This is a genomic window from Providencia rettgeri, assembly GCF_041075285.1.
GTDB classification, from domain to species: Bacteria; Pseudomonadota; Gammaproteobacteria; order Enterobacterales; family Enterobacteriaceae; genus Providencia; species Providencia rettgeri_G.
Genome location: NZ_CP163512.1, coordinates 3,401,891 through 3,425,880, shown reverse-complemented (window position 1 = coordinate 3,425,880; position 23,990 = coordinate 3,401,891). Strand labels below are relative to the sequence as shown.

Genomic DNA, 23,990 nt, shown 5'->3' with positions numbered 1-23,990 from the left:
ACAATCCTTATGATTTTGAAGAAATTTCTTCAAAGTTGACATTATGGTTGGTGTAAATACAGATATCGCCAGCGATAGCGAGCGCTTTTTCAGCAATTTCTTTGGCACTTAAATCTGTATTTTCTAATAGTGCACGTGCGGCAGATTGCGCATATGGACCACCTGAACCGATAGCGATTAAATCGTTTTCTGGCTGAACTACGTCACCATTACCTGTAATGATGAGAGAGGTGTGTTCATCTGCGACGGCAAGCAGTGCTTCAAGCTTGCGTAGCATACGGTCTGTACGCCAATCTTTGGCGAGTTCAACGGCCGCTTTGGTTAAATGACCTTGGTGCAATTCGAGTTTACGTTCGAACAGTTCAAAAAGCGTGAATGCGTCTGCGGTGCCACCGGCAAATCCGGCAATGACTTTGTCATTATAAAGACGGCGAACTTTGCGGACATTGCCTTTCATGACGGTATTACCCATCGTCGCCTGTCCATCACCACCGATTACGACCTGGCCATTACGGCGAACACTTACGATTGTTGTCATGAGTTAGCCCCTGGTTTTATTACAAAAAAATGCAGTTGAGTTTTATTTTCAAGAGACAAAACCCAAGTGATAGTTGTTGGTTAACTATCACTTGGATTAAGTTGAAGACAAAAATAACCGCTCATGAGTGCGCTAAAACAGTAGATGGGGTGGGGGATGGTATTTTTCAACCCCCTGATGCACGAAGAATACAACCTGAGACACCAACACTTGCTGCTCGGTCGCGCATTTTTTCTGCTGTTAACTTGGAATAAGGGCCAAGTACGATCCGATGCCAGCCACCACTAGCGGTTACTCGACTCTCAATTCCAGCAAAAGCTAATGTTGCACGAACAGACTCTGCTTGGTCAGCGGTACGGAATGATCCACATTGCACTAACATGTTTTGCATGTTATTTGCAGGTTTTTGCTCCGCAGGCGTTGCCGGTTGTACGGAGGTAATTGGTGCCGCAGGGCGAGTTTCTGGTTTCGGTTCAGTATTGATAATTGGCTTGCGCTGAACGGGCTCAATAGGTTGAGCGGGTTCATTGATGATCACTTGCGAACGTGGAACAGGCCTGCCATTGGACGGCACCTCCTGCAAATTTGTTACAGGTTGGCGTCTATCTGAATCTATTTGCTCTAATAATTGACGCTGTTCTGGCGTTAAATCAGAAGGACGCAGAATATTGTTGCTGGAGCTAGGTTGCTGAGTGCTTGGCAGGTCAACACCGCGGCGTTCCAACTCTTTAATATAGCGCCAACGCTCTTCTGGTTTTGGCGGAAGCGTGCTACCCGGCGGTGCTGAAGGCGTGGCAATTTGTGGCTGCGGCGCATCCTTTTTGTTGTGGGTGATATAAAACAGGCCGCCAACAAATAGCACAACAATCGCCACTGCAACAACCAACGTGGTCATTGGTAGCCCTTGTGCTTTTTTTGATTTCCCTTTGCCTTTTTTACGGGCGGATGACCGCCCACGAGCTACATAATCTTTTTGTGCCACGCTATTAATTCACTAGTTATCAATTGTTAGTCATCATTTGGACTAACATGTTACTTAACCTGAACAATTTTGACTAGCTTTTAGGCGCTTTTGTACTCTCTCTGATGATTAAATCAGAATCTAGGAGACGCGAACCCGGTGTCACATTATTGCCATGGATTTGTTCAAGTAGCAATTGCATCGCATGATGACCAATTTCTGCGCGAGGTTGGTTGATCGTCGTTAATGCGGGCAAGGTATATTTTGCTTGCTCTAAGTTATCGAAACCAACAAAAGATAAATCATCAGGCAAGGTTAATCCCATTTTTTTGGCTTGCCACATTGCCCCAATCGCCATGATATCACTATGGCAAAAAATCGCAGTTGGCGGTTCAGGGAGTGATAGCAGGGTTTTCACCGCTTCAGCGCCACCCTCATGGGTAAAATCACCGCGAATAATGTACTCATCACGCAGTTTTTCCCCTGTTCTTAACATCGCTTTTTTATAGCCTTCTAAACGGTACTGGCTTAGTGGCATATGAGACGGCCCTGCAATACAGGCGATCAGCTTATGGCCTTGTTTTTGAAGGTAATGGGTGGCATTAAATGCAGCGGTTAAGTTGTCGATATGCACTGTAGGCAGTTTTAATTCAGGGGCAAACTCATTTGCCATGACAATCGGTGGTAGATTTTTTTGTTCTTCAGTTGACACATCGAACGGAATATTTGAGCCCAATAACACCATGCCATCGATTTGTTTGGTAATAATCAGATTAATAAAGGCATTTTCTTGTTTTTCTTGGTGCTTGCAGTCACCAATCAGCACAAAGTAACCTTCTTGGGCGGCGATTTCTTCAATGCCACAGACGACATCACTAAAAAATGGGTCACGGATATTGGGAACCAGCACAAGGATCGTTTTTGATTCATTGCGCTTGTAGCTTCTTGCCAAGTTGTGAGGATAGTAGCCAACATCCATAACAGCTTGTTCAACTTTTTGGCGCGTTTGTAAGGACACCTTTTCAGGGTTCATTAATGTTCTAGAGACAGTCGCTGTCGAAACGCCCGCTGCACTAGCAACATCTTTCATTGTCGCCGTGTTATTGTGTTTTTTACTTTCCACAACGCCTTCCTTAGATTGATTTAATCGTTTGCTTTTTTTGAATGGCGCAAGTACGTCATTATTTATGATTAGAAGTTATTCTAATTGGATTCTCAATAATATCTGTTACCTAGTTTGCATAAAAAGTGTGACACGTATCATTTTTTAGAGCTGCTTCGCAAATTTCAAAAATAATTTAGGGTGCTAAAGGATAAGTGAAACTCAAGTTGTATAAAATTTGCACAAAATATGGCATTTTATGCAAAAAAAACAGATAGTTCACAATATCAATAAACTGGAAGCGAAAAGGCGAAAGAAGACCGACAACATAACGAGAGCAAAGTAAAAATGACCCTTTAAATTCTGTAATACTTTAGCTGTCCGTTGGGTCGACATCGACATTCCATTTTACTTTGCGGCTTTCTGGCTGTTTGAGGATTTCAGGCAATAATTGCGCCATAAATTGCTGCAAGTAGGGACGAGATGGGTGCTGTAACAGTAACTGCCAGCGGAAACGCCCCCCGCGTTTTGCCTGAATTGATGGCGATGGTCCCAAAATCCACAGTTTTGTATCACTTTTTGGGTGCTCAGTGATGTACTGACGGACATTTTGTAAAAATTGCCGCGAGTCTTGGTTATTGTGATCTTCAGAACGGATCAAAATATGGTTGGTATAGGGAGGGAGCATCGCCACACGCCGTTCTTCCATTGCTTCTTGAGTAAATGCGTCATAACCATTTTCTAACAAGGTCAGCAGTAAAGGGTGCTCAGGATGATGCGTTTGTAAAAACACTTCCCCTTGTTTGCCTGCTCGACCCGCACGACCTGAAACTTGCACATACAGTTGAGCAAAACGCTCTGCGGCACGAAAATCACTGGAAAATAGCGCGCCATCGACATCCAATAGTGCCACTAATGTGACATCGGGGAAATGGTGTCCTTTGGCTAACATTTGCGTGCCAATAAGAATGCGAGCGCCGCCTTCGTGCACTTGGTTTAGGTGTTGCTCAAGCTCCCCTTTTCGACTGGTTGTGTCGCGATCAATACGCGTAACAGGGATATCTGGAAACAGCTCAGAGATCCCTTCTTCAAGTTGTTCTGTCCCCATACCAACTGGGACTAAATGTGTTGAACCACATTGCGGACATTGGCGAGGAACAGGGCGTTGGCTGTCACAATGGTGGCAGCGTAGCTGGTGGATATTTTGGTGCAGCGTATAGTAGTGGTCACAGCGTTGACACTCAGCAATCCAGCCGCATTCATGGCAAATGAGGGCTGGGGAGTAGCCCCGGCGGTTTAAAAACAAAATGACCTGATTATTCTGTGCCAGATGCGTTTTGATATGCTGAACAAGTATGTGTGAAAGGCCATATTTTAGCGGTTGGCCTTTTAAATCAATTAAATGTTGCGTCGCAGGACGGGCATTCCCTGCGCGGATTGTAAGGTTAAGTTGGCGATATTTCCGCTGTTTCACATTGAGTAAAGTTTCGAGTGAAGGCGTTGCGGTGCCCATCACAATGGGAATATTATTTTTTTTCGCGCGAAAAACAGCCAAATCCCGTGCGTGGTAGCGCCAACCATCTTGTTGTTTATACGAGCTGTCGTGCTCTTCATCAATAATAATAATGCCTAGGTTGGCAAATGGCGTAAACAACGCGGAACGCGTACCAATAATGATGGCTGTTTGACCGAGTTTGGCGCGCAACCAAACGGCTAAACGTTCGCTATCATTGAGGGCGGAGTGCAGTACATCCACAGGGGCATTAAACCGCTCGCGGAAACGGTTAATGGTTTGTGGGGTTAAACCAATTTCAGGTACCAGAACTAAGGCCTGTTTCCCTTGTGCCAACACATTTTCTAATACACTCAAATAAACTTCCGTTTTCCCTGAACCAGTGATCCCCGCCAGTAACCAAGGTGAAAATTCGTCGTCCTGAGCCCGTATTGCACCGATAGCGGTCGCTTGTTCGCTGTTAAGGCGTAATCGTTCACCGCACACATCAAAAGTTGATTGCCATTTTTCAACGCTCGGCTGTACTGGGTGCAATTCGATATACTCTTTCTTTTTAAGAGATTGCAGAGCACTTTCACTGATTTCAAGCTCGCTGATTTGGTGACGATAAACTGGGCGGCGCTTGAGCAGTGCTAACGCCTGTTGTTGTTTAGGGGATCGTTTCAATTCGTTCAGATCGACCGAGATCCCCATCTCAGTAACTTGCCATTGCCAGATTGGGGTAAATTCAGCGGCTTTTCCTTGGCGCAGTAACGTTGGTAATGCGTGAAATAGCACTTCGCCAATTGGATAATGATAATATTGAGAAGACCACAGTAAAAGTTGCCACACATCGTCAGGAAACAGAGGTTGCGTGTCGAGAACCAGCTCGATAGTTTTGAGCTGGTCTTCTGTAAATTCGCTTTTATCGCTATGCTTGACTACGATGCCAAGAGCTTGGCGTTTACCAAACGGTACCATCACACGGCTTCCTACAACAGGGAGCGGCATGTTATCTGGGAGTCGATAATCAAAAGTGCGGTTTAAAGGAACAGGTAAAGCCACCTGAACGACGATCATAACTGGATTTCCGTCTGTTTTTTTGTTCGATGTTAAGTGCGATAGCCAACTAGAATATCACAAAATTTACGCGTTTTTCATTGCGCAATAAATAGAATTTCTGTATGATCCGCCGCCTTTGGTACTTAATTTTACCAATACGTTAAATTCAATCAACACGACGTGTGGTGTCCGGCGTTAGGGCTGGAATGGCGACACGGCCTTAATAGAGGTTCTCCCATGAAAAAAGGTATTCACCCTAAATACGAAGAAGTTACTGCAACTTGTTCTTGCGGTAATGTAATGAAAATTAATTCAACTGCTGGTCATTCGCTGAACCTGGACGTTTGTGGTAACTGCCACCCGTTCTACACTGGTAAACAGCGTGATGTTGCGACTGGTGGTCGTGTTGATCGCTTCAACCAACGTTTCAGCATCCCAGGTTCTAAAAAATAATCGAACTTGTGAAATGCGAAAAAAAGGGAAACTGAGTTTCCCTTTTTTGATGCCTAAAATTGGCACTATGTATTTCTAAATAGGAAAATTAGAAGCGATAAAGCACACCGAGCATAATGTCATTACTACGCACTTTTACTTTAGATTTAATGGTGTTGCCATCATCGTTATAACTAACCTCAGATTTGCCTGCATCTAAGAAACGGTAGCTTAAGTCCAACGAAAGATTATCATTAATCGCGTATTGTGAACCTAAACCTAAGCTCCAAGCAAAATTACTGTTGGTTTTTGATTTTGAGAATTCATCATATTCACTGCCACCTGAATTGGTTTCAGTATAGATATATTGCGCTTTATGTTTAATACTTGCTAAACCTAAGCCAACAGACACATATGGGGTGAAGTTGGTTTGGTTTTTGAAATCATAGTAAGTATTAATCATAAAGGTATTTAAGGTAATATCGTTTTTACCATCTTCACTTTCGTAGTAATAAGATCCATTGCCATTATCCCATGAATCTGTGCCCAAGTTATGCTTAGATGAGGCTTTACCACGCAGAGTAATATCTAATTCTGTGCGCAGAGGTAAAGAGGTTGCATCATATAAATCATAACCGAGAGCGATACCGCCACCAAATACACCTTTTGTCTTACTGCCGCCTCCAATGGTGTCATCTTCATCAGACCATTTTTGGTCAGACAGTTTGACTATGGAGGTTCCCATCTTACCGGAAACATAAAAGCCGCTGTTAGATGCCATCGCCATACTTGAGATTAAACTTAAAAGAGAGACTGCAATTATTTTTTTCATCGTGAAATACCATCCATTTAGCTTATTAATAATTAGCATTTATTATAAATTAAAATGTATTATATCTTAAGGTAAATGATCAATATCAATATAAATGGGAGAAATTGCCAAATAGCACGACGAAATGTTATTAACTTAGAATTAAAATATAATAAAAGTTAATAATTTCAGTCTTTATTTGGTGAATTTTTTATCAACGTAAAAAAGCGCAATCGTGAGATATACGCTTTTTTCGCTATTATCACTAACGTTTACGACACGGTTCTGGAGCGTATTGTGTCTCTGCTGGGAACGGATTGGCTTCACAATCAGGGAGTTCTTCACGCACTTCAAAAAGTGCAAAGCCAATGACACCAATATTGCGTTCGTCACCTTGGACATTTTGGTTCACATAGGACTCTTCAGGAGCCGCAAAGCGGAATGCAGCGACTTGATTTTGGCTTTTACGGAAGCCTTCAATTGTCACTTCACTTCTTGGGCGAATTAAATATCCGCTATTTTGATAAGAGCCTGCTCGACCATTTAATACATCAATGCCATCGACACTTGTTACGACTTCATAAATCCGATTTCTATCGGTATTTTTGATGGTTAATTGATAACGTTGTCCTTCTTGGGCTGGCAAAATATATTGCCCTTGGTTATTGCGATACATAGGCATTTTACGACCGCGTTCATCCGTTACCTTGATTTCGATAGGGGATAACGAAATATAATTCATGGTTTGAATGTGACTCGGGACTCTTTCACCACGGTAATATATAGCGGCAGTATCAAAGGGCGTATTGGTTAAGCGAGTGGCATTGACCGTGGTAACCGCAGAATTGACATCTTCTCCCCATTTTGTTCCAAGTTTTTTCTCTGAAGCTTGGGGTTTTGCGATATTATTATAGTCTTGGGATGCCATATGTGGGCGATTTCCGCACCCAGCAGTGACCATCAACACACCGCTAAGTAGCCCAATTAACGTCAGGTTATATTTATTCATTGAACTATCCTTCATAATTTTAATTATTATTTGTGACTATAGGTTATTCGCAGAAAGTGTAGAGCGTGGTCAGTGATAAAGCTTGAGGGGGATTCTGAATTGAAAAGAATTCAGAGGAATCTAGTGCGTTTTTTATCTAGAAAGAGGCACTACGCCACGGGCGATGTGACGCAGTGAGGATTTTTGAATAGCGAATGCACAATTCGTAAGGATTAATATTCCCACGTTTCTGGGTTAATACCCAGTTCGCGCATGATCTCTTTCGCAGCTTCAGGGATCTCGTCATTACGTTCTTTGCGCAAATCTTCATCGTTTGGCAGTGGTTGGCCGGTGAAGGCATGTAAAAATGCTTCACACAGTAATTCACTGTTAGTGGCATGACGCAAGTTATTGATCTGACGCCGAGTACGTTCGTCAGTTAAAATTTTTAGTACCTTCAATGGAATAGATACTGTAATTTTTTTTACTTGCTCACTCTTCTTGCCATGTTCAGCATACGGACTGACATATTCACCATTCCATTCAGCCATGAGATACCTTGGATATTTTCAGTAAATAATTAAAAATAATATGCATATTCTTTTTAATAGAAACTTATTCTAAGCCCTAAATTGAGAAGACCTGCATATATGTGAGACGTGACTTAGCTTAGTTTATCACAAAATGTTGTATAAAATTAATGAACTAAGTCTACTTATGCGATTGACTATCAATTTACACATAATTATTAAGGCTGATTATTCCATTACTTGATATAAACGTAAAGAGGTTTAGACGTCTAGATATGTTGACGTCTAAACATCCGGTGGGTATGATTCGAACTATCACTGTTCAGGAGAAGCGTTTATGACTTACAAACCGTCAACCATCGCAATTCATAATGGATTAAATGAAGACCAACAATTTGGTTGCGTAGTGCCTCCCATTTATTTATCCAGTACTTATAATTTTACTGACTTTAATGAACCTCGTGCCCATGATTATTCACGTCGTGGTAACCCCGGTCGTGATATTGTGCAAAAAACATTGGCGCAACTGGAAGGAGGGAGCGGTGCGGTGATGACCAACAGTGGCATGTCAGCGCTTCACCTAATCTGCACGGTATTTTTACGTCCGGGGGATTTACTAGTTGCCCCCCATGACTGCTACGGCGGGAGTTACCGTTTATTTAATAGTCAACATGAGCGTGGTGCATATCAAGTCCAGTTTGTTGATCAAAGTAATGAAAGCGCTTTGCGGGCTGCACTAGCGAAAAAACCAAAATTAGTGCTAATTGAAACACCGAGCAACCCGTTATTAAGAATTTTTGATATCCAGCAGATTGCTCAGTTAGCTCATGAAGCGGGCGCGCTGGTTGTTGTGGACAACACATTTTTGAGTCCAGTACTTCAGCAGCCTATTGCACTTGGTGCGGACTTTGTCGTGCATTCATGTACAAAATATCTTAATGGCCATTCAGATATTGTGGCTGGCGTAGTGATTGCAAAAGATGAGAAATGGGCAATAGAATTAGCATGGTGGGCCAATAATATTGGTGTAACAGGTGGGGCATTTGATAGCTATTTATTATTAAGAGGGATCCGAACCTTATCCCCACGGATTTTACAGCAGCAACAAAATGCACATGAAATCGTAAAATATCTTAAAGCTCAGCCTTTGGTCAAAAAATTGTATTATCCTGCATTAGACGATCATCCAGGGCACGAAATTGCACTTAAACAACAAAAAGGTTTTGGGGCAATGCTAAGTTTTGAATTTGCAGGTGATGAAGCACAGTTACGTCATTTCTTACGGGCTCTAAAGCTGTTCACATTAGCGGAATCATTAGGTGGAGTTGAAACATTGATTTCGCACACAGCCACAATGACCCATGCAGGTATGTCTGCACAGGCACGTTTTGAGGCGGGCATTACAGATAGTTTATTGCGGATTTCTGTCGGGATAGAAGATGCGCAGGATTTAATTGCAGATTTAGACCAAGCATTCAAGGTTGCGGCACAACGTTAGCGGAGTTTTTGATGAGTGTACTAACAGCGGTTGAGGTGGCACCTTGTCACCGTCAGTTACATAAGTTTGGGGGAAGTAGTTTAGCGGATGCGAAGTGTTACCAGCGAGTCGCAGCTATTATGGCGAACTATAGCCAACCCGGTGATTTAATGGTGGTTTCCGCAGCTGGCAGTACAACTAATCAATTGATTAATTGGCTAAAGCTGAGCCAAAGTGATCGTATATCGGCTCATCAAGCACAGCAGTCCTTGCGTCGTTATCAGTTGGATTTAATTAATAGCCTTCTACCTGAAAAACAAGCGGAAGTATTGAGCCAATTATTTATTCAAGATTTAGAGCGTTTAAGCGCATTACTTGATCAACCAGCCAATGATGCGATTTATGCGGAAGTTGTCGGGCATGGTGAAATTTGGTCAGCGCGTTTGATGTCCGAAGTATTAGCGCAAACAGGTATGGCAAGTGCTTGGCTGGATGCGCGTTTATTTTTACGTGCAGAACGTGCCGCACAACCACAGGTGGATGAGATACAATCACGCTATTTATTACGGCAACTGCTAACCCAATTACCTAATCGTCGTATTGTTGTCACAGGGTTTATCTCACGCAATCAACAAGGGGAAACAGTTCTGTTAGGGCGTAATGGCAGTGACTATTCTGCGACCCAAGTTGGTGCATTAGCCGATGTGGCAAAAGTCACAATTTGGAGTGACGTTGCTGGGGTGTACAGTGCCGATCCTCGTAAAGTCAAAGATGCGTGCTTGCTGCCTTTATTACGTCTCGATGAAGCGAGTGAATTAGCGCGTTTAGCGGCTCCTGTGTTACATACTCGGACTTTGCAACCTGTTTCTGTGAGCAATATTGACTTGCAGCTAAGATGCAGTTACCAGCCAGAGCAGGGTTCTACAAAAATAGAGCGCGTTTTAGCTTCTGGTGCAGGGGCAAAAATTGTCACGAGCCACGATGATGTTTGCTTAATTGAGCTGCGCATTGCAGCCGGGCGTGATTTTAAACAAATCTGCAAAGATGTGGATTTACTGCTCAAGCGCGTACAGTTGCGTCCACTTGCGCAGGGAATTCACGATGATCGCGCGTTAATTCAGCTCTGTTATACCTCTGAGATTGTGGAAAGTGCGCTAAATGTGCTCGAAGAGGCGGCGTTACCTGGGGCATTATCCTTACGTGAAGGTTTCTCTTTAGTGGCCTTAGTTGGCGCAGGGGTTTGTAAAAAACCGTTACATAGCCACCGTTTTTATGAAGAACTGAAAGGCCAACCCGTGGAATTTATTTGGCACTCGGAAGATGCCATCAGCTTAGTTGCGGTACTGCGAACTAACCAAACTGAACATCTTATCCAAGGAATGCACCAAAGCTTGTTCCGCGCCGAAAAGCGTATCGGCTTAGTGCTGTTTGGTAAAGGCAATATCGGTGCACGTTGGTTAGAACTTTTTGCCGCGGAGCAGCACAATATTTCAGCCCGTAGTGACTTTGATTTTGTGTTGGCGGGGGTAGTGGATAGCCGACGCAGCTTATTGAATTATCAAGGTATCGACCCAAGCCGTGCGTTAGCCTTTTTTGATGATGAAGCTGTTGAACATGAAGATGATAATTTATTCCTTTGGATGCGCTCTCACCCGTATGATGACTTAGTCGTCTTAGATGTGACTGCCAGTGAAGCCCTAGCCGAAAGTTATGTGGATTTCGCCAGTTACGGTTTTCATGTGATCAGCGCCAACAAAATCGCAGGTGCATCGCCAACAGAGCAATATCGCCAAATTCGTGATGCATTTTCGAAAACAGGTCGCCATTGGTTATATAACGCGACGGTGGGGGCGGGGTTACCAATTAACTACACGGTGCGTGACTTAAAAGAAAGCGGTGATGGGATATTGGCGATCAGCGGTATTTTCTCGGGCACATTGTCTTGGTTATTTTTGCAATTTGATGGTACGGTGCCATTTAGTGAGCTCGTGGAACAAGCGTGGCAGCAAGGCTTAACGGAGCCTGACCCACGTATTGACCTTTCCGGGCAAGATGTCATGCGTAAGCTGATTATTTTAGCCCGCGAGGCAGGTTATGACATCGAACCGGATGAAGTACGTGTTGAATCATTAGTACCTAAGCAAGCACAGACCGGCTCTTTGGATGAGTTTTTCGAAAATAGCGCCGTTATCAATGAGCAAATGCAGCAGCGCTTAGAAGCCGCACAAGAACTCGGGTTAGTATTACGTTATGTGGCGCGTTTTGATGCAGTGAAAGGAAAAGCCAAAGTGGGGGTGGAAGCAGTAAAACCCGATCACCCGCTGGCTTCGTTATTACCAGGTGATAACGTTTTTGCTATTGAAAGCCGTTGGTATCGTGATAACCCCCTAGTGATCCGCGGTCCGGGAGCCGGGCGAGATGTCACCGCCGGGGCAATCCAATCAGATTTAAACCGCCTATCTCAATTGTTATAGCCTCTTTTCCGAGTATTGGTGCCCTTATTCGGGGTGCCAATACATTATGAAATTTTTTAATACAGGTTATTTTTTCCCTCTTTTTATTCTGATGATTTAATTCTTTAACATTATTCATGTCTTAAAAGTGCTGAATCGACGATATATTGCGCTGAAACAATACTTAAATAAGAAAAATTAATAAAAATAAAGCTGTAATTAAATTTCAGAAAAATCCCCCAAAGCCATTTTTTTCTGATATGAATATACACTCAAGGGTAAATTTAGCGGGCTGTATCACAAAACGACAACTCTAACGCAGCCGACTGAAATTTTGTTACAGGAAACAGGTCGCAGTCTGTTAACCGTGCTTAGTGCGGGGATGCATTCTGCCAGAAGCACAAGGTCAGGAGTCTCATGAATCAGCAATATTCCGCAATGCGCAGTAATGTCAGTATGCTGGGTAAGCTACTCGGCGATACCATCAAGGAAGCATTAGGGGAGGATATACTTGATAAAGTTGAATCCATTCGTAAGCTTTCTAAATCCTCCCGTGCAGGTAATGAAGTCCAGCGCCAAAAACTGCTGATGACATTACAGAACCTCTCAAATGATGAATTGCTTCCCGTTGCAAGGGCGTTTAACCAATTCTTAAACCTGACTAACGTGGCTGAACAGTACCACAGTATTTCTCCACATGGTGAAGCCGCAAGTAACCCTGTGGCATTGAAAAAATTATTTAGCCGCTTAAAAGATAAAAGTTTTACCGATAACGATATCCAAAAAGCCGTGGAACAGTTATCCATCGAGTTGGTGTTAACCGCTCATCCAACTGAAATTGCACGCCGCACCTTGATCCACAAATTGGTTGAGGTGAATAATTGTTTATCTCAACTCGATCACGATGATATTGCGGATTATGAGCGCAATAACATTATGCGCCGTTTGCGTCAATTAGTGGCTCAATCATGGCACACAGATGAAATCCGTAAGATCCGCCCAACGCCAATAGATGAAGCGAAATGGGGGTTTGCTGTTGTTGAAAACTCACTGTGGGAAGGGGTTCCTGCATTTTTGCGCGAGTTTAATGAGCAGTTAGAAGAGTCCATTGGGGCGGTTCTCCCTGTTGAAGCTAATCCAATCCGTTTTACATCATGGATGGGGGGGGATCGCGATGGTAACCCAAATGTGACGGCAGATGTCACTCGCCATGTCTTGCTACTAAGTCGTTGGAAAGCCGCAGATTTATTCCTTAAAGATATTCAGGTGTTAGTGTCTGAGTTGTCCATGACAGAAGCCACGCCTGAACTGCGCGCTTTAGCTGGGGGCGATGATATTGACGAACCTTATCGCCAAATCGCCAAAAACTTGCGCAGCCAATTATTCTCCACGCTGGAATATTTAGAGCGCCGTGTGAAAGGCGAACAAGTGCTGCCTCCCGCAGATTTATTAACGGATAACGCGCAGTTATGGGATCCGCTATACGCCTGTTATCAATCATTGATTGCCTGCAATATGAAAATTATTGCTAATGGTCAGCTACTGGATACTTTGCGTCGCATTCGCTGTTTTGGTTTGCAACTGGTGCGTATCGATGTACGTCAAGAAAGCACACGCCATACAGATGCCATCGCAGAACTCACTCAGTATTTAGGGTTAGGTGATTATGGGCAGTGGTCTGAAGAGGAAAAACAGCAATTCTTGTTAACCGAATTGCAATCACGTCGTCCGCTGATCCCGCAGGATTGGCAGCCAAGCGTAGAAACCCAGGAAGTGTTTGAAACTTGCCGTGTGATAGCTAAAGCAAAAAATGATTCCATCGCCGCTTATGTTATTTCCATGGCAAAAGTCCCTTCGGATGTTTTAGCCGTAAAATTATTGCTAAAAGAAGCGGGGGCTTCTATTCGTCTGCCTGTTGCGCCGTTATTTGAAACCCTTGAGGACTTGAATAACGCCGAAAGCGTTATGACTAAATTGTTAAGTATTGAGTGGTATCGCAACCTTATTGATGATCGCCAAATGGTGATGATTGGCTACTCAGACTCCGCAAAAGACGCGGGGGTGATGGCAGCATCATGGGCGCAATATCGCGCACAAGATGCATTAATCAAACTGTGTGAAAAAGAAGGCGTTACGCTGACCTTATTCCACGGACGTGGCGGTACAATAGGTCGTGGTGGTGCACCAGCACATTCTGCACTGCTGTCTCAACCACCAGGGAGCTTAAAAGGTGGCTTACGTGTGACAGAACAAGGGGAAATGATCCGCTTTAAGTTCGGTCTACCTCAAGTCACGATTAGCAGCCTTGCGTTGTATGCGAGTGCAATTCTAGAAGCGAATTTATTACCACCACCAGAGCCGAAAAATGAGTGGAAATCTGTCATGGATTCGTTGTCTGATGTGTCTTGCACCATGTACCGTGATTATGTTCGTGAGCAGCCAGATTTTGTGCCGTATTTCCGTGCTGCAACACCAGAGCAAGAGCTCGGCAAACTCCCATTAGGCTCACGCCCAGCAAAACGTCGACCAACAGGCGGTGTGGAAACCTTACGTGCCATTCCATGGATTTTCGCGTGGACACAAAACCGCTTAATGTTGCCGGCATGGTTAGGCGCTGGCGCAGCACTTAAACATGTGATTGAACACGAAGGCAAACAGGCCGTACTTGATGAAATGTGGCAACAGTGGCCGTTCTTTAATACACGGATCGCGATGTTAGAGATGGTGTATGCAAAAGCTGACTTATGGCTGGCGGAATATTATGACCACCGTTTAGTGGAAGAGCGCTTGTGGCCGTTGGGACAGAAGCTGCGTGACCAGTTATCGGATGATATTAAAAGCGTGCTGGCGGTTTCAAAAGATGAAGCACTGATGGCCGATTTACCTTGGATCGCCGAATCTATCGCATTGCGTAATGTGTATACCGACCCACTTAACGTATTACAGGCAGAATTGCTGCACCGTTCTCGCCAGCAAGAGTACCCAGACCCGCGCGTTGAACAAGCGCTGATGGTGACTATTGCAGGTGTTGCAGCAGGGATGCGTAATACAGGATAGTCTTTTTAGTTAAACCAAGCGCTCTCTGTTAAGAGGGCGTTTGGTTGTTGACAAAGTGGGATAAAGCGTGGTTTTCCCACTTTGTGTTATTAGGCGAAAATCAATATATTGATTTTCCTTGTTTATTTTCAAAACCTATCCAACCTGCTGCCTAACATTTTATGTGTCGGCAGTCTGACGCCCTCTTAGCATTGTTTCAGCATGACAAGCGTTTATGTGACTTTCCTTCCATTCCCGCCAATTTTTCACCTTGTTTTGCCATATTCATTCCTTTGGTCGATAGTCATCAACCGTTATTTGTTTCTATATTAACAAATCGATTAACCCAAAATTAACATAGTGAAAGGGGGGGAGATGTCTCGTACTGTAGTGATCACTGGTGGTGGCACGGGGATAGGTAGTGCTTGCGCGCAGCTATTTAGGCAGCAAGGCGATACGGTGTTTGTGATTGGTCGACGTGCCGCCCCCTTAGAAGATGTCGCAACAGTCAGCGGTGCGATACCAATTGTTGCGGATGTCTCAACAGAAGAAGCGTGGCAACAGGTTATTTTGCCGCATATTTTTCAACATACCGATCATATTGATGTGCTGATTTGTAGTGCTGGTGGAATGGGGCTAGGGGCTGTGGATAAAGTGAGTGACGCACTTTGGCACCAATCGATGCGCGCGAATCTAGACAGCGCATTTGCCAGTGTCCGAGGTTGTTTACCGTCATTAATTCAGCAAAAGGGCAATGTGCTGTTTGTGGGGTCGATAGCCTCTTTCGCTGCTGGACCAGAATCTTGCGCTTATGTGACAGCTAAGCATGCCTTGATTGGGCTAATGCGTTCTGTCGCGCGGGACTTTGGTAAAGAGGGGGTGCGCGCAAATGCAATCTGTCCAGGTTGGGTGAAAACACCGATGGCAGATGAAGAAATGCAGCCGTTAATGGCACAACATCAGATGTCACTGGATGAAGCCTATCAATATGTTTGTCGAGATGTTCCATTGCAGCGTCCCGCCACCGCGTACGAAGTGGCGCTTGCGTGTCGCTTCCTCTGCTCAGAAGAGGCGTCGATGATCAGCGGGGCTGCACTCGTTATTGATGGTGGAGCGACCGTGGTTGATCTACCAACACTGGCATTTACCTAGGGGATGATATGAGTACAGAAACTGCATTTATTCAAGTCGGTGCATTATCAGATGGTTTTGCACCTGATAGCTATATTTTATCACCGTCTGATGAATTGACAGGAAAGACATTTAATTTACAGCTTGATAGGGGATCCGTGGTTTCAATAAGCTTTCCTCAAACACAACGGATCTTATGGGATGGGAAAGAACTCCCCTGCCGTATCACGTCGATTCGCCCGTCCATCTATTATATTCGTTTTCAAGACCCAACAGACTGGCGAAGTAGCTTATGTATTGTTATTAATCAGATAAACAATAACTGTGTCGTAGTACAAGGGCAATTACCAACCCCTGCGGATGTGGCTGTTTCCGCTTTTCACCGTATACAGCGAAATTTACCTCTAACAGATGTAAAAACGCAAATCATGTTCGGTTTGTTGGATATTGATGGTGAACCTGTGGCTTATACCACGGAACTTTTAGGGTTACGCAATCGGTATACCTATAACCCTAAGGAACGTTATGAGCATATTTATTTCAATGAGCAATATTATGCATGGCACTGCTTAGATGGTGTCGAAAAAGGGTTAGCAGATGTCGATCGCTGTCATTACATCAAAGTATCAGATAACCTCTATCTGTTTGTATGGCGAGAAAAAATTGTACCGACGCTAGGGGTTATTTTGATTGATCTGGACGAATTGCGGACTGATGGATGCATTATGGGTTATCAAGATGAGGATTTTACTGAGGTAAACATCTTCCCGGTTGGTGCACACGCGGAAATTCTAAATCGTACTCCATAAGGAAAATAAAGGCCGCTGATTAGCGGCCTCAGGTTGAAGACGTCCCCATGTTTAGCCATGGGATGAGATTGTTGACAACGTGGGAGAAAAGCGGTGGATTTCCCCACTTTGTGTTATTAGGCGAAAATCAATATATTGATTTTCTTTGTTTATTCCAGTGAATATTCCAGAGCCAGCTTTATTTTAGGTGATGTCATGATGTGGGGATGAGGGTGATAAAACAGAAATGGCGGGTTTTATCACCGATAATTCATTAAGGCCTAACACCAAGCGTATGGCAGATAGCATAGGTCAATTCAGAACGGTTTAATGTGTAAAAATGAAAATCTTTGACGCCTTCACGGCTGAGAATTTTCACCATATCCATCGCAATGGATGCGCCAACAAGGTTACGGCTTTCTGGGTCATCATCTAACCCTTCATACATTCTGCTCATCCATGAAGGGATGCGCACGTTGGTAAGTTTGGCGAAACGCTCTAATTGGCGGAAGTTTGAAACAGGTAAAATCCCTGGCACAATTTCCACATCAATGCCGGTAGAAACACAACGGTCGCGAAAACGTAAATAACTTTCTACATCAAAGAAAAATTGAGTGATAGCACGGTTAGCCCCTGCGTCAATTTTCTTTTTCAGGTTAATTAAATCAGCCTGCGCGCTTTTGGCTTCAGGATGAACTTCGGGGTAGGCCGCGACAGAAATATCAAAGTCGGCTTCGCCTTTTAATAATTCAACCAAATCTGCTGCATACATATCGGGCTTATGGCTACTATCAGGAAAATCCCCACGCAAGGCAACAATATGACGAATACCATTGTTCCAATAATCACGAGCAATAGCTTTTAATTCGTCTTTGCTGGCATCGATACACGTCAAGTGAGGTGCTGCGACTAAGCCGGTTTTGTCTTTGATATCTTTAATAATGCTATGGGTTCTATCTCGCTCACCTGAGTTAGCGCCATAGGTGACAGAAACAAATTTGGGTTTGAGATTTTTGAGCCGATCAATGGATTTCCAAAGCGTCTGCTCCATCTCTTCACTGCGAGGTGGGAAAAATTCAAATGAAACATTAATTTGGCCATCTAATTCAGCTAAATTTTGATTTAGCGCTTCGCGCTGATTTGCGTGAAAAAAACTCATACCCTGTAACCTCGCAATTAGCAGACTGACAATGATCTTTATAAGTTATTATATCCGTACATGCATCTATACGTTTAGACGTCTAAATAGAAATTACCAGATCGGCATCAATAGTCAATACTTAAATTAAATTATGACGCTGATGTTTTTTCAAACAGAAGAGGAAAAAAATTCATGATAAAAAAGCGCGACTCAGTTAGTGTCGCGCTCGCATCAGTGGCTAGTCAGATTTATTCAGTGAAACAGAAGTGTTCAATCATTTGGCTAATTAATTGACGGGTTGGCTCAATAAAGCGCATATCGATAAATTCATCGGGTTGATGCGCTTGTTCTATGGAACCCGGGCCGAGTACTAACGTTGGACAGAGTTCCTGAATAAACGGTGCTTCCGTACAATAATTCACAGTCTCTGCTTTTTGACCAAGTAACTGTTCAATCACTGCGACCATTTTATGGTCGGTCGGACATTCATAACCGGGGATCGGAGGGTGCATTGATTCAATTGCTAAACGACCTGGCCATTTTGCCCGTACAGGTTCGAGAGCATCATTTAATAGCTCATCCAAATCTTGCAGTGTTAGCCCCGGTAATGGACGAATATCCATATGTAATTCACAACAACCACAAATACGGTTTGCCGCATCACCACCATGAATATGACCAAAGTTCATTGTAGGGTATGGAATAACAAAAGCAGGATTATTAAAACGTTCCTTTAATGTATTTCTCAGTGTCATTAAATGAGAAATTGACTCATGCATTAGCTCAATCGCATTTACACCACGCTCAGGATCGCTTGAGTGTCCCGATTGGCCCGTAATGCGGATCGCGTTGGACAAGTGACCTTTATGAGCACGTATCGGTTGTAACGAAGTCGGTTCACCGATAATGGCAAAATCAGGGCGCAGTGCCGTATTCGCTGCAAAATAACGCGCTCCCGCCATTGAGGTTTCTTCATCAGCGGTAGCAAGGATATGAAGAGGGCGCTTGAGTTTAGTAAGATCAATGTCGCGTAGGGCATCGACAATAAAAGCAAAAAAGCCTTTCATGTCTGCGGTGCCGAGACCATAAAGCTTGCCATCGTGTTCAGTAAGCTCGAAAGGGTTTTTACTCCAACGACCCTCATCAAAAGGTACGGTATCGGTATGACCACATAACATCAAACCGCCATTACCCTCGCCAATGGAAGCAAGCAGATTATATTTATCACGTGTTTCCGGTACAGGTTGAATATTTACCGAAAACCCCAGCGTCTCTAACCATCCAGCAAGAAGCTCCACAAGGGCTTTGTTGCTCTGATCCAAATGAGAATCAGTCGCACTAATTGATGGAGTGGCAATTAATTGACGATAAATCTCAATAAATGCAGGTAATTTAATATTCACTGTTGACAGCCTTAATCCATAATAGTATCAATATTCATGCACTTTATTTGAATAAAAATACACATTAAACTGTTTGGGTCACGAGTACAAGGTAGAAAGCATATGTTGAACACACTCATTATCGGGGCCAGTGGCTATACTGGAGCAGAATTAGCCGCTTATTTGCAACGCCATCCTAACATTAACCTTCAAGGATTGATGGTTTCTGCGCAAAGTGCCGATGCAAATAAACGTTTTTCTGATTTATATCCCCAGTATAAAGGCATTATTGACCTTCCTGTGCAGCCATTAAGCGATGTTGCTGAGGCGGCAAAAGGGATTGATGTCGTTTTTCTCGCCACAGCACACGAAGTGAGCCACGATATTGCCCCGCAATTCCTTGAGGCTGGCTGCGTGGTGTTCGACTTGTCAGGTGCATACCGTGTTCAAGATCCGGCGTTTTATACGCAATACTATGGCTTTGAACATACAAATACCGAATGGTTAATGCAAGCAGTTTACGGTTTAGCAGAATGGCAAAGCGATAAAATTCGCCAAGCTCAGCTAATTGCCGTACCGGGTTGTTACCCAACGGTATCACAATTGGCGTTAAAACCGTTAATTGAAGCGAAATTATTGGATGACAGCATGTGGCCTGTTATCAACGCAACGAGTGGTGTATCAGGGGCAGGGCGTAAGGCATCAATGACAAATAGTTTCTGTGAAGTCAGCTTGCAGCCGTATGGTATTTTCACTCATCGCCACCAACCTGAAATTTCAGCACATTTGGGGCAGGAAGTGATTTTTACACCACACTTGGGGAATTTCTCAAGGGGGATCCTCGCCACTATCACGTGTAAAGTAAAGGCGGGGGTTACGGCGGAGAAAATTGGTGAAACATTTAAAGATGCTTATCAAAACAAACCGTTAGTGCGTTTATACGATAAAGGTGTTCCTGCATTGAAATCCGTCGTTGGCACACCATTTTGTGATATCGGCTATGCATTGAAAGGGGAACACCTGATTCTCGTCGGTACAGAAGATAACCTACTTAAAGGTGCCGCCGCACAAGCCGTGCAGTGCATGAATATTCGTTTTGGTTTCAATGAAACTCAGTCATTACTTTAATAAGGACAAACCATGCAACCCTTAGTGATTAAATTGGGCGGAGTATTACTCGATAGTACCGAAGCGTTAGAAAAACTCTTTACCGCCATTCAAACCTATCGCCAAGCACATCAACGCGAGCTGGTGATTGTCCATGGTGGTGGCTGTTTAGTTGATGAATTAATGCAGAAATTGCAACTTCCTGTTGTGAAAAAGCAGGGGCTGCGTGTCACACCAGCTGATCAAATTGACATTATTACCGGTGCATTAGCGGGTACGGCAAATAAGACCTTACTGGCATGGAGCATCAAACACCAATTGCCTGCGGTGGGGTTATCACTCGGTGATGGACAAAGTGCAGTGGTGACGCAGCTAAATGACGAACTGGGTCATGTCGGCAATGCGAAACCGGGAGATGCCAAATTATTGAAATTGCTTCTCGGTGCAGGTTATTTGCCAATTATCAGTTCCATAGGGATAACGCCAGATGGCGAACTGATGAACGTGAACGCAGATCAAGCCGCAACGGCAGTGGCTCAGGCGCTCAATGCGGATCTGGTTTTATTGTCCGATGTCAGCGGCATTTTAGATGGCAAAGGCCAAAAAATTGATGAGATGACCACGCAAAAAGCGCAGAAACTTATTGAGCAGGGAATTATTACAGATGGAATGATTGTGAAAGTGAATGCGGCGTTAGAGGCAGCCACTGCACTACAACGTTCCGTCGATATTGCAAGTTGGCGTCACGCAGAACAACTTCCTGAGCTGTTTAATGGAACGGCAATTGGAACTCGGATCTTGGCATCGTAAGCGAGCCATACACATAATAAATTAATTGAGCGGATAGGTACGTTATGAAAAAGGGCATTAAAAAGATAGTATTAGCATACTCAGGCGGCTTGGACACATCGGCAATTATTCCATGGTTGAAAGAAAACTATGATGATTGTGAAGTGGTTGCATTTGTTGCCGATGTGGGACAAGACAGAGAAGATTTAGTCGGTGTTGAGAAAAAAGCACTGCAATCGGGGGCATCAGAATGTTATGTCGTTGATTTACGCGAAGAGTTTGTCAAAGAATATATCTATCCAGTATTAAAAACAGGTGCGTTATATGAAGGTAGCTATTTATTAGGTACATCAATGGCTCGCCCAATTATTGCGAAAGCGCAAGTTGAAATTGCATTAAAAGTGGGTGCAGATGCCGTTGCCCATGGAGCAACAGGTAAAGGTAACGACCAAGTGCGTTTTGAAAGCACCTATGCGGCATTAGCCCCACAATTACAAGTGGTTGCACCGTGGCGTGAGTGGGACTTACGTTCCCGTGAAGCCCTACTCGATTACCTGAAAGAACGGAATATCCCGACAACAGCTAGCCTTGAAAAAATTTATAGCCGTGATGAAAACGCATGGCATATCTCCACCGAAGGTGGTGTGCTAGAGAGTACATGGAATGCAGCCAACCAAGATTGCTGGGTATGGACTGTGGATCCACAAGACGCACCAGACGAAGCAGAACTGGTTACTGTTGGTGTGAAACAAGGTGAAGTGGTATCTGTTAATGGTAAGGTGCTGTCTCCATTAGGCTGTTTAGAAGCATTGAACACGTTAGGTGCGAAACACGGTGTTGGTCGTATCGATATTGTTGAAAACCGTTTAGTGGGTATGAAATCTCGCGGTTGTTATGAAACCCCAGGAGGCACCATCATGATGGCAGCACTGCGTGGTGTCGAGCAATTAGTGCTAGATCGTGATAGCTATAAATGGCGTGAACAGTTAGGTTTAGAAATGTCCTATGTGGTTTATGATGGTCGTTGGTTCGCACCATTGCGTCATTCATTGCAAGCTGCGGCAGAATCTTTAGCACAAGATGTGACAGGTGAAGTAGTACTGAAACTGTATAAAGGTCAAGTGACTGCTATTCAGAAGAAAGCAGATAAGAGCTTATATTCAGAAGAGTTTGCGACATTTGGTGAAGATGAAGTGTATGACCATAGCCATGCTGGTGGTTTTATCCGTCTTTATTCCCTGTCTTCACGTATTCGTGCGTTGAAAGAGCAAAACAAAGCAAAATAAAGTCAATCGTAGTAACCCGACAGCGACTATTGCTGTCGGGCGTTAAAAACTTATTTTTTCAATCAGGTAGGGATCCTTTATGGCACTTTGGGGTGGACGTTTTAGTCAGCAGGCAGATCAGCGGTTTAAACAGTTTAATGATTCATTACGTTTTGATTATCGCTTAGCGCAACAAGATATTATCGGTTCAATCGCATGGTCAAAATCATTAGTTACTGTCGGTGTGCTGACAGATAGCGAACAACAATCTTTAGAACAGGCACTGAATGCACTGCTAAAAGAAGTCAAAGACAATCCTGAAATGATCCTGCAAAGTGATGCGGAAGATATTCACAGTTGGGTAGAAGGCAAGCTGATTGATAAAGTCGGTGATTTGGGTAAAAAATTACATACAGGTCGTAGTCGTAATGACCAAGTCGCGACAGATTTAAAACTATGGTGTAAAGACCAAGTTGCATTATTGCTAGAAGCAGTTATTGAACTCCAAAAAGCGTTAGTGATCACAGCAGAAAACAACCAAGACGCAGTGATGCCAGGTTATACCCATTTACAACGCGCCCAGCCAGTGACATTTGCTCATTGGTGTCTAGCGTATGGTGAAATGTTAGCGCGTGATGAAAGCCGTTTAAAAGATACTTTAAAGCGTTTGGATGTTAGCCCATTAGGCTGCGGAGCATTAGCCGGAACCGCTTATGATATTGATCGTGAGCAACTTGCCTCTTGGCTTGGTTTTGCATCTGCGACGCGCAACAGCTTAGACACTGTTTCCGACCGAGACCACGTCCTCGAATTATTGTCTGATGCCAGTATTGGTATGGTGCATTTGTCGCGTTTTGCTGAGGATTTAATTTTCTTCAATAGCGGTGAGGCAGGGTTTATTGAGTTATCTGACAAAGTTACGTCAGGCTCTTCATTAATGCCGCAAAAGAAAAACCCTGATGCACTAGAACTGATCCGTGGTAAGTGTGGGCGAGTTCAAGGTGCATTAACGGGTATGATGATGACCTTGAAAGGGTTACCACTTGCCTATAACAAAGATATGCAAGAAGACAAAGAAGGTTTATTTGATGCCTTAGATACTTGGTTAGATTGTATGCATATGGCTGTATTAGTTCTCGATGGTATTCAAATTCGCCGCCCACGGTGTGAAGAAGCAGCCAAACAAGGTTATGCAAATGCGACGGAGTTGGCAGACTATTTAGTCGCAAAAGGCGTTCCCTTCCGTGAAGCGCATCATATTGTCGGTGAAGCGGTTGTCGCTGCAATTGCTCAAGGTAAAGCACTAGAAGAAATGGCGTTAAGTGATTTGCAAAAATTCAGTGATGTTATCCAACTCGATGTATACGACATTCTTTCGTTACAGTCGTGTTTAGATAAAAGGTTAGCTAAAGGTGGGGTATCTCAGAAGCAGGTGGCGAAAGCCATTGTGGAAGCGAAAGCTCTGCTGGGTTTATAGTTTTTTATCTGGCTGTAAAAATGGGGGG

At 43.8% G+C, this 23,990-nt stretch carries 19 protein-coding genes; 10 read left to right on the top strand and 9 right to left on the bottom strand.

Going from position 1 to position 23,990, the window contains the following annotated elements; genetic code table 11:
- Window positions 1-7 precede the first annotated feature (7 nt).
- The 4 genes from hslV to priA form a co-directional block, all read right to left on the bottom strand.
- Entirely contained in the window at window positions 8-538 is a 531-nt protein-coding gene (gene hslV / locus AB6N04_RS15715; RefSeq protein WP_004265304.1) for an ATP-dependent protease subunit HslV, read from the bottom strand.
- Between the two features lie 166 nt (window positions 539-704).
- Window positions 705-1,520, bottom strand: coding sequence for a cell division protein FtsN (gene ftsN / locus AB6N04_RS15710; protein WP_369309169.1), 816 nt, complete (start codon window positions 1,518-1,520; stop codon window positions 705-707).
- 73 nt (window positions 1,521-1,593) lie between these two features.
- Entirely contained in the window at window positions 1,594-2,622 is a 1,029-nt protein-coding gene (cytR, locus tag AB6N04_RS15705; RefSeq protein WP_369309168.1) for a DNA-binding transcriptional regulator CytR, read from the bottom strand.
- A 352-nt stretch (window positions 2,623-2,974) separates the two neighbouring features.
- Window positions 2,975-5,173: a primosomal protein N' gene (priA, locus tag AB6N04_RS15700; RefSeq protein WP_369309167.1), complete on the bottom strand. Its 2,199-nt coding sequence runs from the start codon at window positions 5,171-5,173 to the stop codon at window positions 2,975-2,977.
- Between the two features lie 219 nt (window positions 5,174-5,392).
- Here priA and rpmE point away from each other — a divergent pair, with 219 nt between their 5' ends.
- Window positions 5,393-5,608, top strand: a complete 216-nt coding sequence (rpmE, locus tag AB6N04_RS15695) for a 50S ribosomal protein L31 (RefSeq protein ID WP_004265313.1) — start codon at window positions 5,393-5,395, stop codon at window positions 5,606-5,608.
- 88 nt (window positions 5,609-5,696) lie between these two features.
- Here the strand turns inward: rpmE and AB6N04_RS15690 are convergent, their stop codons facing one another.
- From AB6N04_RS15690 to metJ, 3 genes are all read right to left on the bottom strand, one after another.
- On the bottom strand, window positions 5,697-6,419 hold the full coding sequence (locus tag AB6N04_RS15690; protein ID WP_369309166.1) for an outer membrane protein: 723 nt from the start codon (window positions 6,417-6,419) through the stop codon (window positions 5,697-5,699).
- Between the two features lie 244 nt (window positions 6,420-6,663).
- Window positions 6,664-7,407, bottom strand: a complete 744-nt coding sequence (locus AB6N04_RS15685; protein WP_369309165.1) for a hypothetical protein — start codon at window positions 7,405-7,407, stop codon at window positions 6,664-6,666.
- Window positions 7,408-7,619: 212 nt separating this feature from the next.
- The gene (gene metJ, locus AB6N04_RS15680; RefSeq protein WP_369309164.1) at window positions 7,620-7,937 is read right to left on the bottom strand and encodes a met regulon transcriptional regulator MetJ; all 318 of its coding nucleotides are present in this window, start codon (window positions 7,935-7,937) and stop codon (window positions 7,620-7,622) included.
- A gap of 316 nt (window positions 7,938-8,253) precedes the next feature.
- Between metJ and metB the strand changes: the two genes are divergently transcribed.
- The 5 genes from metB to AB6N04_RS15655 all read left to right on the top strand — a co-directional run bounded on the left by metB (window position 8,254) and on the right by AB6N04_RS15655 (window position 16,822).
- Complete coding sequence (gene metB / locus AB6N04_RS15675) at window positions 8,254-9,414, top strand: cystathionine gamma-synthase (RefSeq protein WP_369309163.1); 1,161 nt, start codon at window positions 8,254-8,256, stop codon at window positions 9,412-9,414.
- Window positions 9,415-9,425: 11 nt separating this feature from the next.
- Window positions 9,426-11,867: a bifunctional aspartate kinase/homoserine dehydrogenase II gene (locus AB6N04_RS15670; RefSeq protein ID WP_369309162.1), complete on the top strand. Its 2,442-nt coding sequence runs from the start codon at window positions 9,426-9,428 to the stop codon at window positions 11,865-11,867.
- A 396-nt stretch (window positions 11,868-12,263) separates the two neighbouring features.
- Window positions 12,264-14,903 (top strand): phosphoenolpyruvate carboxylase, encoded by a 2,640-nt coding sequence (gene ppc, locus AB6N04_RS15665; protein WP_369309161.1) that lies wholly within the window; start codon window positions 12,264-12,266, stop codon window positions 14,901-14,903.
- Window positions 14,904-15,257: 354 nt separating this feature from the next.
- Window positions 15,258-16,034: an SDR family NAD(P)-dependent oxidoreductase gene (locus AB6N04_RS15660; protein WP_369309160.1), complete on the top strand. Its 777-nt coding sequence runs from the start codon at window positions 15,258-15,260 to the stop codon at window positions 16,032-16,034.
- 8 nt (window positions 16,035-16,042) lie between these two features.
- Window positions 16,043-16,822, top strand: coding sequence for a MoaF C-terminal domain-containing protein (locus AB6N04_RS15655; RefSeq protein WP_369309159.1), 780 nt, complete (start codon window positions 16,043-16,045; stop codon window positions 16,820-16,822).
- Window positions 16,823-17,075: 253 nt separating this feature from the next.
- On the opposite strand, the gene metF is transcribed toward AB6N04_RS15655, so the two are convergent.
- Window positions 17,076-17,960, bottom strand: a complete 885-nt coding sequence (gene metF, locus AB6N04_RS15650) for a methylenetetrahydrofolate reductase (RefSeq protein WP_369309158.1) — start codon at window positions 17,958-17,960, stop codon at window positions 17,076-17,078.
- 230 nt (window positions 17,961-18,190) lie between these two features.
- The gene (argE, locus tag AB6N04_RS15645; RefSeq protein ID WP_369309157.1) at window positions 18,191-19,345 is read right to left on the bottom strand and encodes an acetylornithine deacetylase; all 1,155 of its coding nucleotides are present in this window, start codon (window positions 19,343-19,345) and stop codon (window positions 18,191-18,193) included.
- Window positions 19,346-19,447: 102 nt separating this feature from the next.
- Here argE and argC point away from each other — a divergent pair, with 102 nt between their 5' ends.
- The 4 genes from argC to argH all read left to right on the top strand — a co-directional run bounded on the left by argC (window position 19,448) and on the right by argH (window position 23,962).
- A complete protein-coding gene (gene argC, locus AB6N04_RS15640; RefSeq protein WP_369309156.1) occupies window positions 19,448-20,452 on the top strand; it encodes an N-acetyl-gamma-glutamyl-phosphate reductase in 1,005 nt (334 codons plus the stop codon).
- A gap of 12 nt (window positions 20,453-20,464) precedes the next feature.
- On the top strand, window positions 20,465-21,241 hold the full coding sequence (argB, locus tag AB6N04_RS15635; RefSeq protein WP_369309155.1) for an acetylglutamate kinase: 777 nt from the start codon (window positions 20,465-20,467) through the stop codon (window positions 21,239-21,241).
- A 44-nt stretch (window positions 21,242-21,285) separates the two neighbouring features.
- Window positions 21,286-22,506, top strand: a complete 1,221-nt coding sequence (locus AB6N04_RS15630; protein ID WP_369309154.1) for an argininosuccinate synthase — start codon at window positions 21,286-21,288, stop codon at window positions 22,504-22,506.
- Between the two features lie 79 nt (window positions 22,507-22,585).
- Window positions 22,586-23,962, top strand: coding sequence for an argininosuccinate lyase (argH, locus tag AB6N04_RS15625; protein WP_369309153.1), 1,377 nt, complete (start codon window positions 22,586-22,588; stop codon window positions 23,960-23,962).
- The last annotated feature ends 28 nt before the right edge of the window (window positions 23,963-23,990 follow it).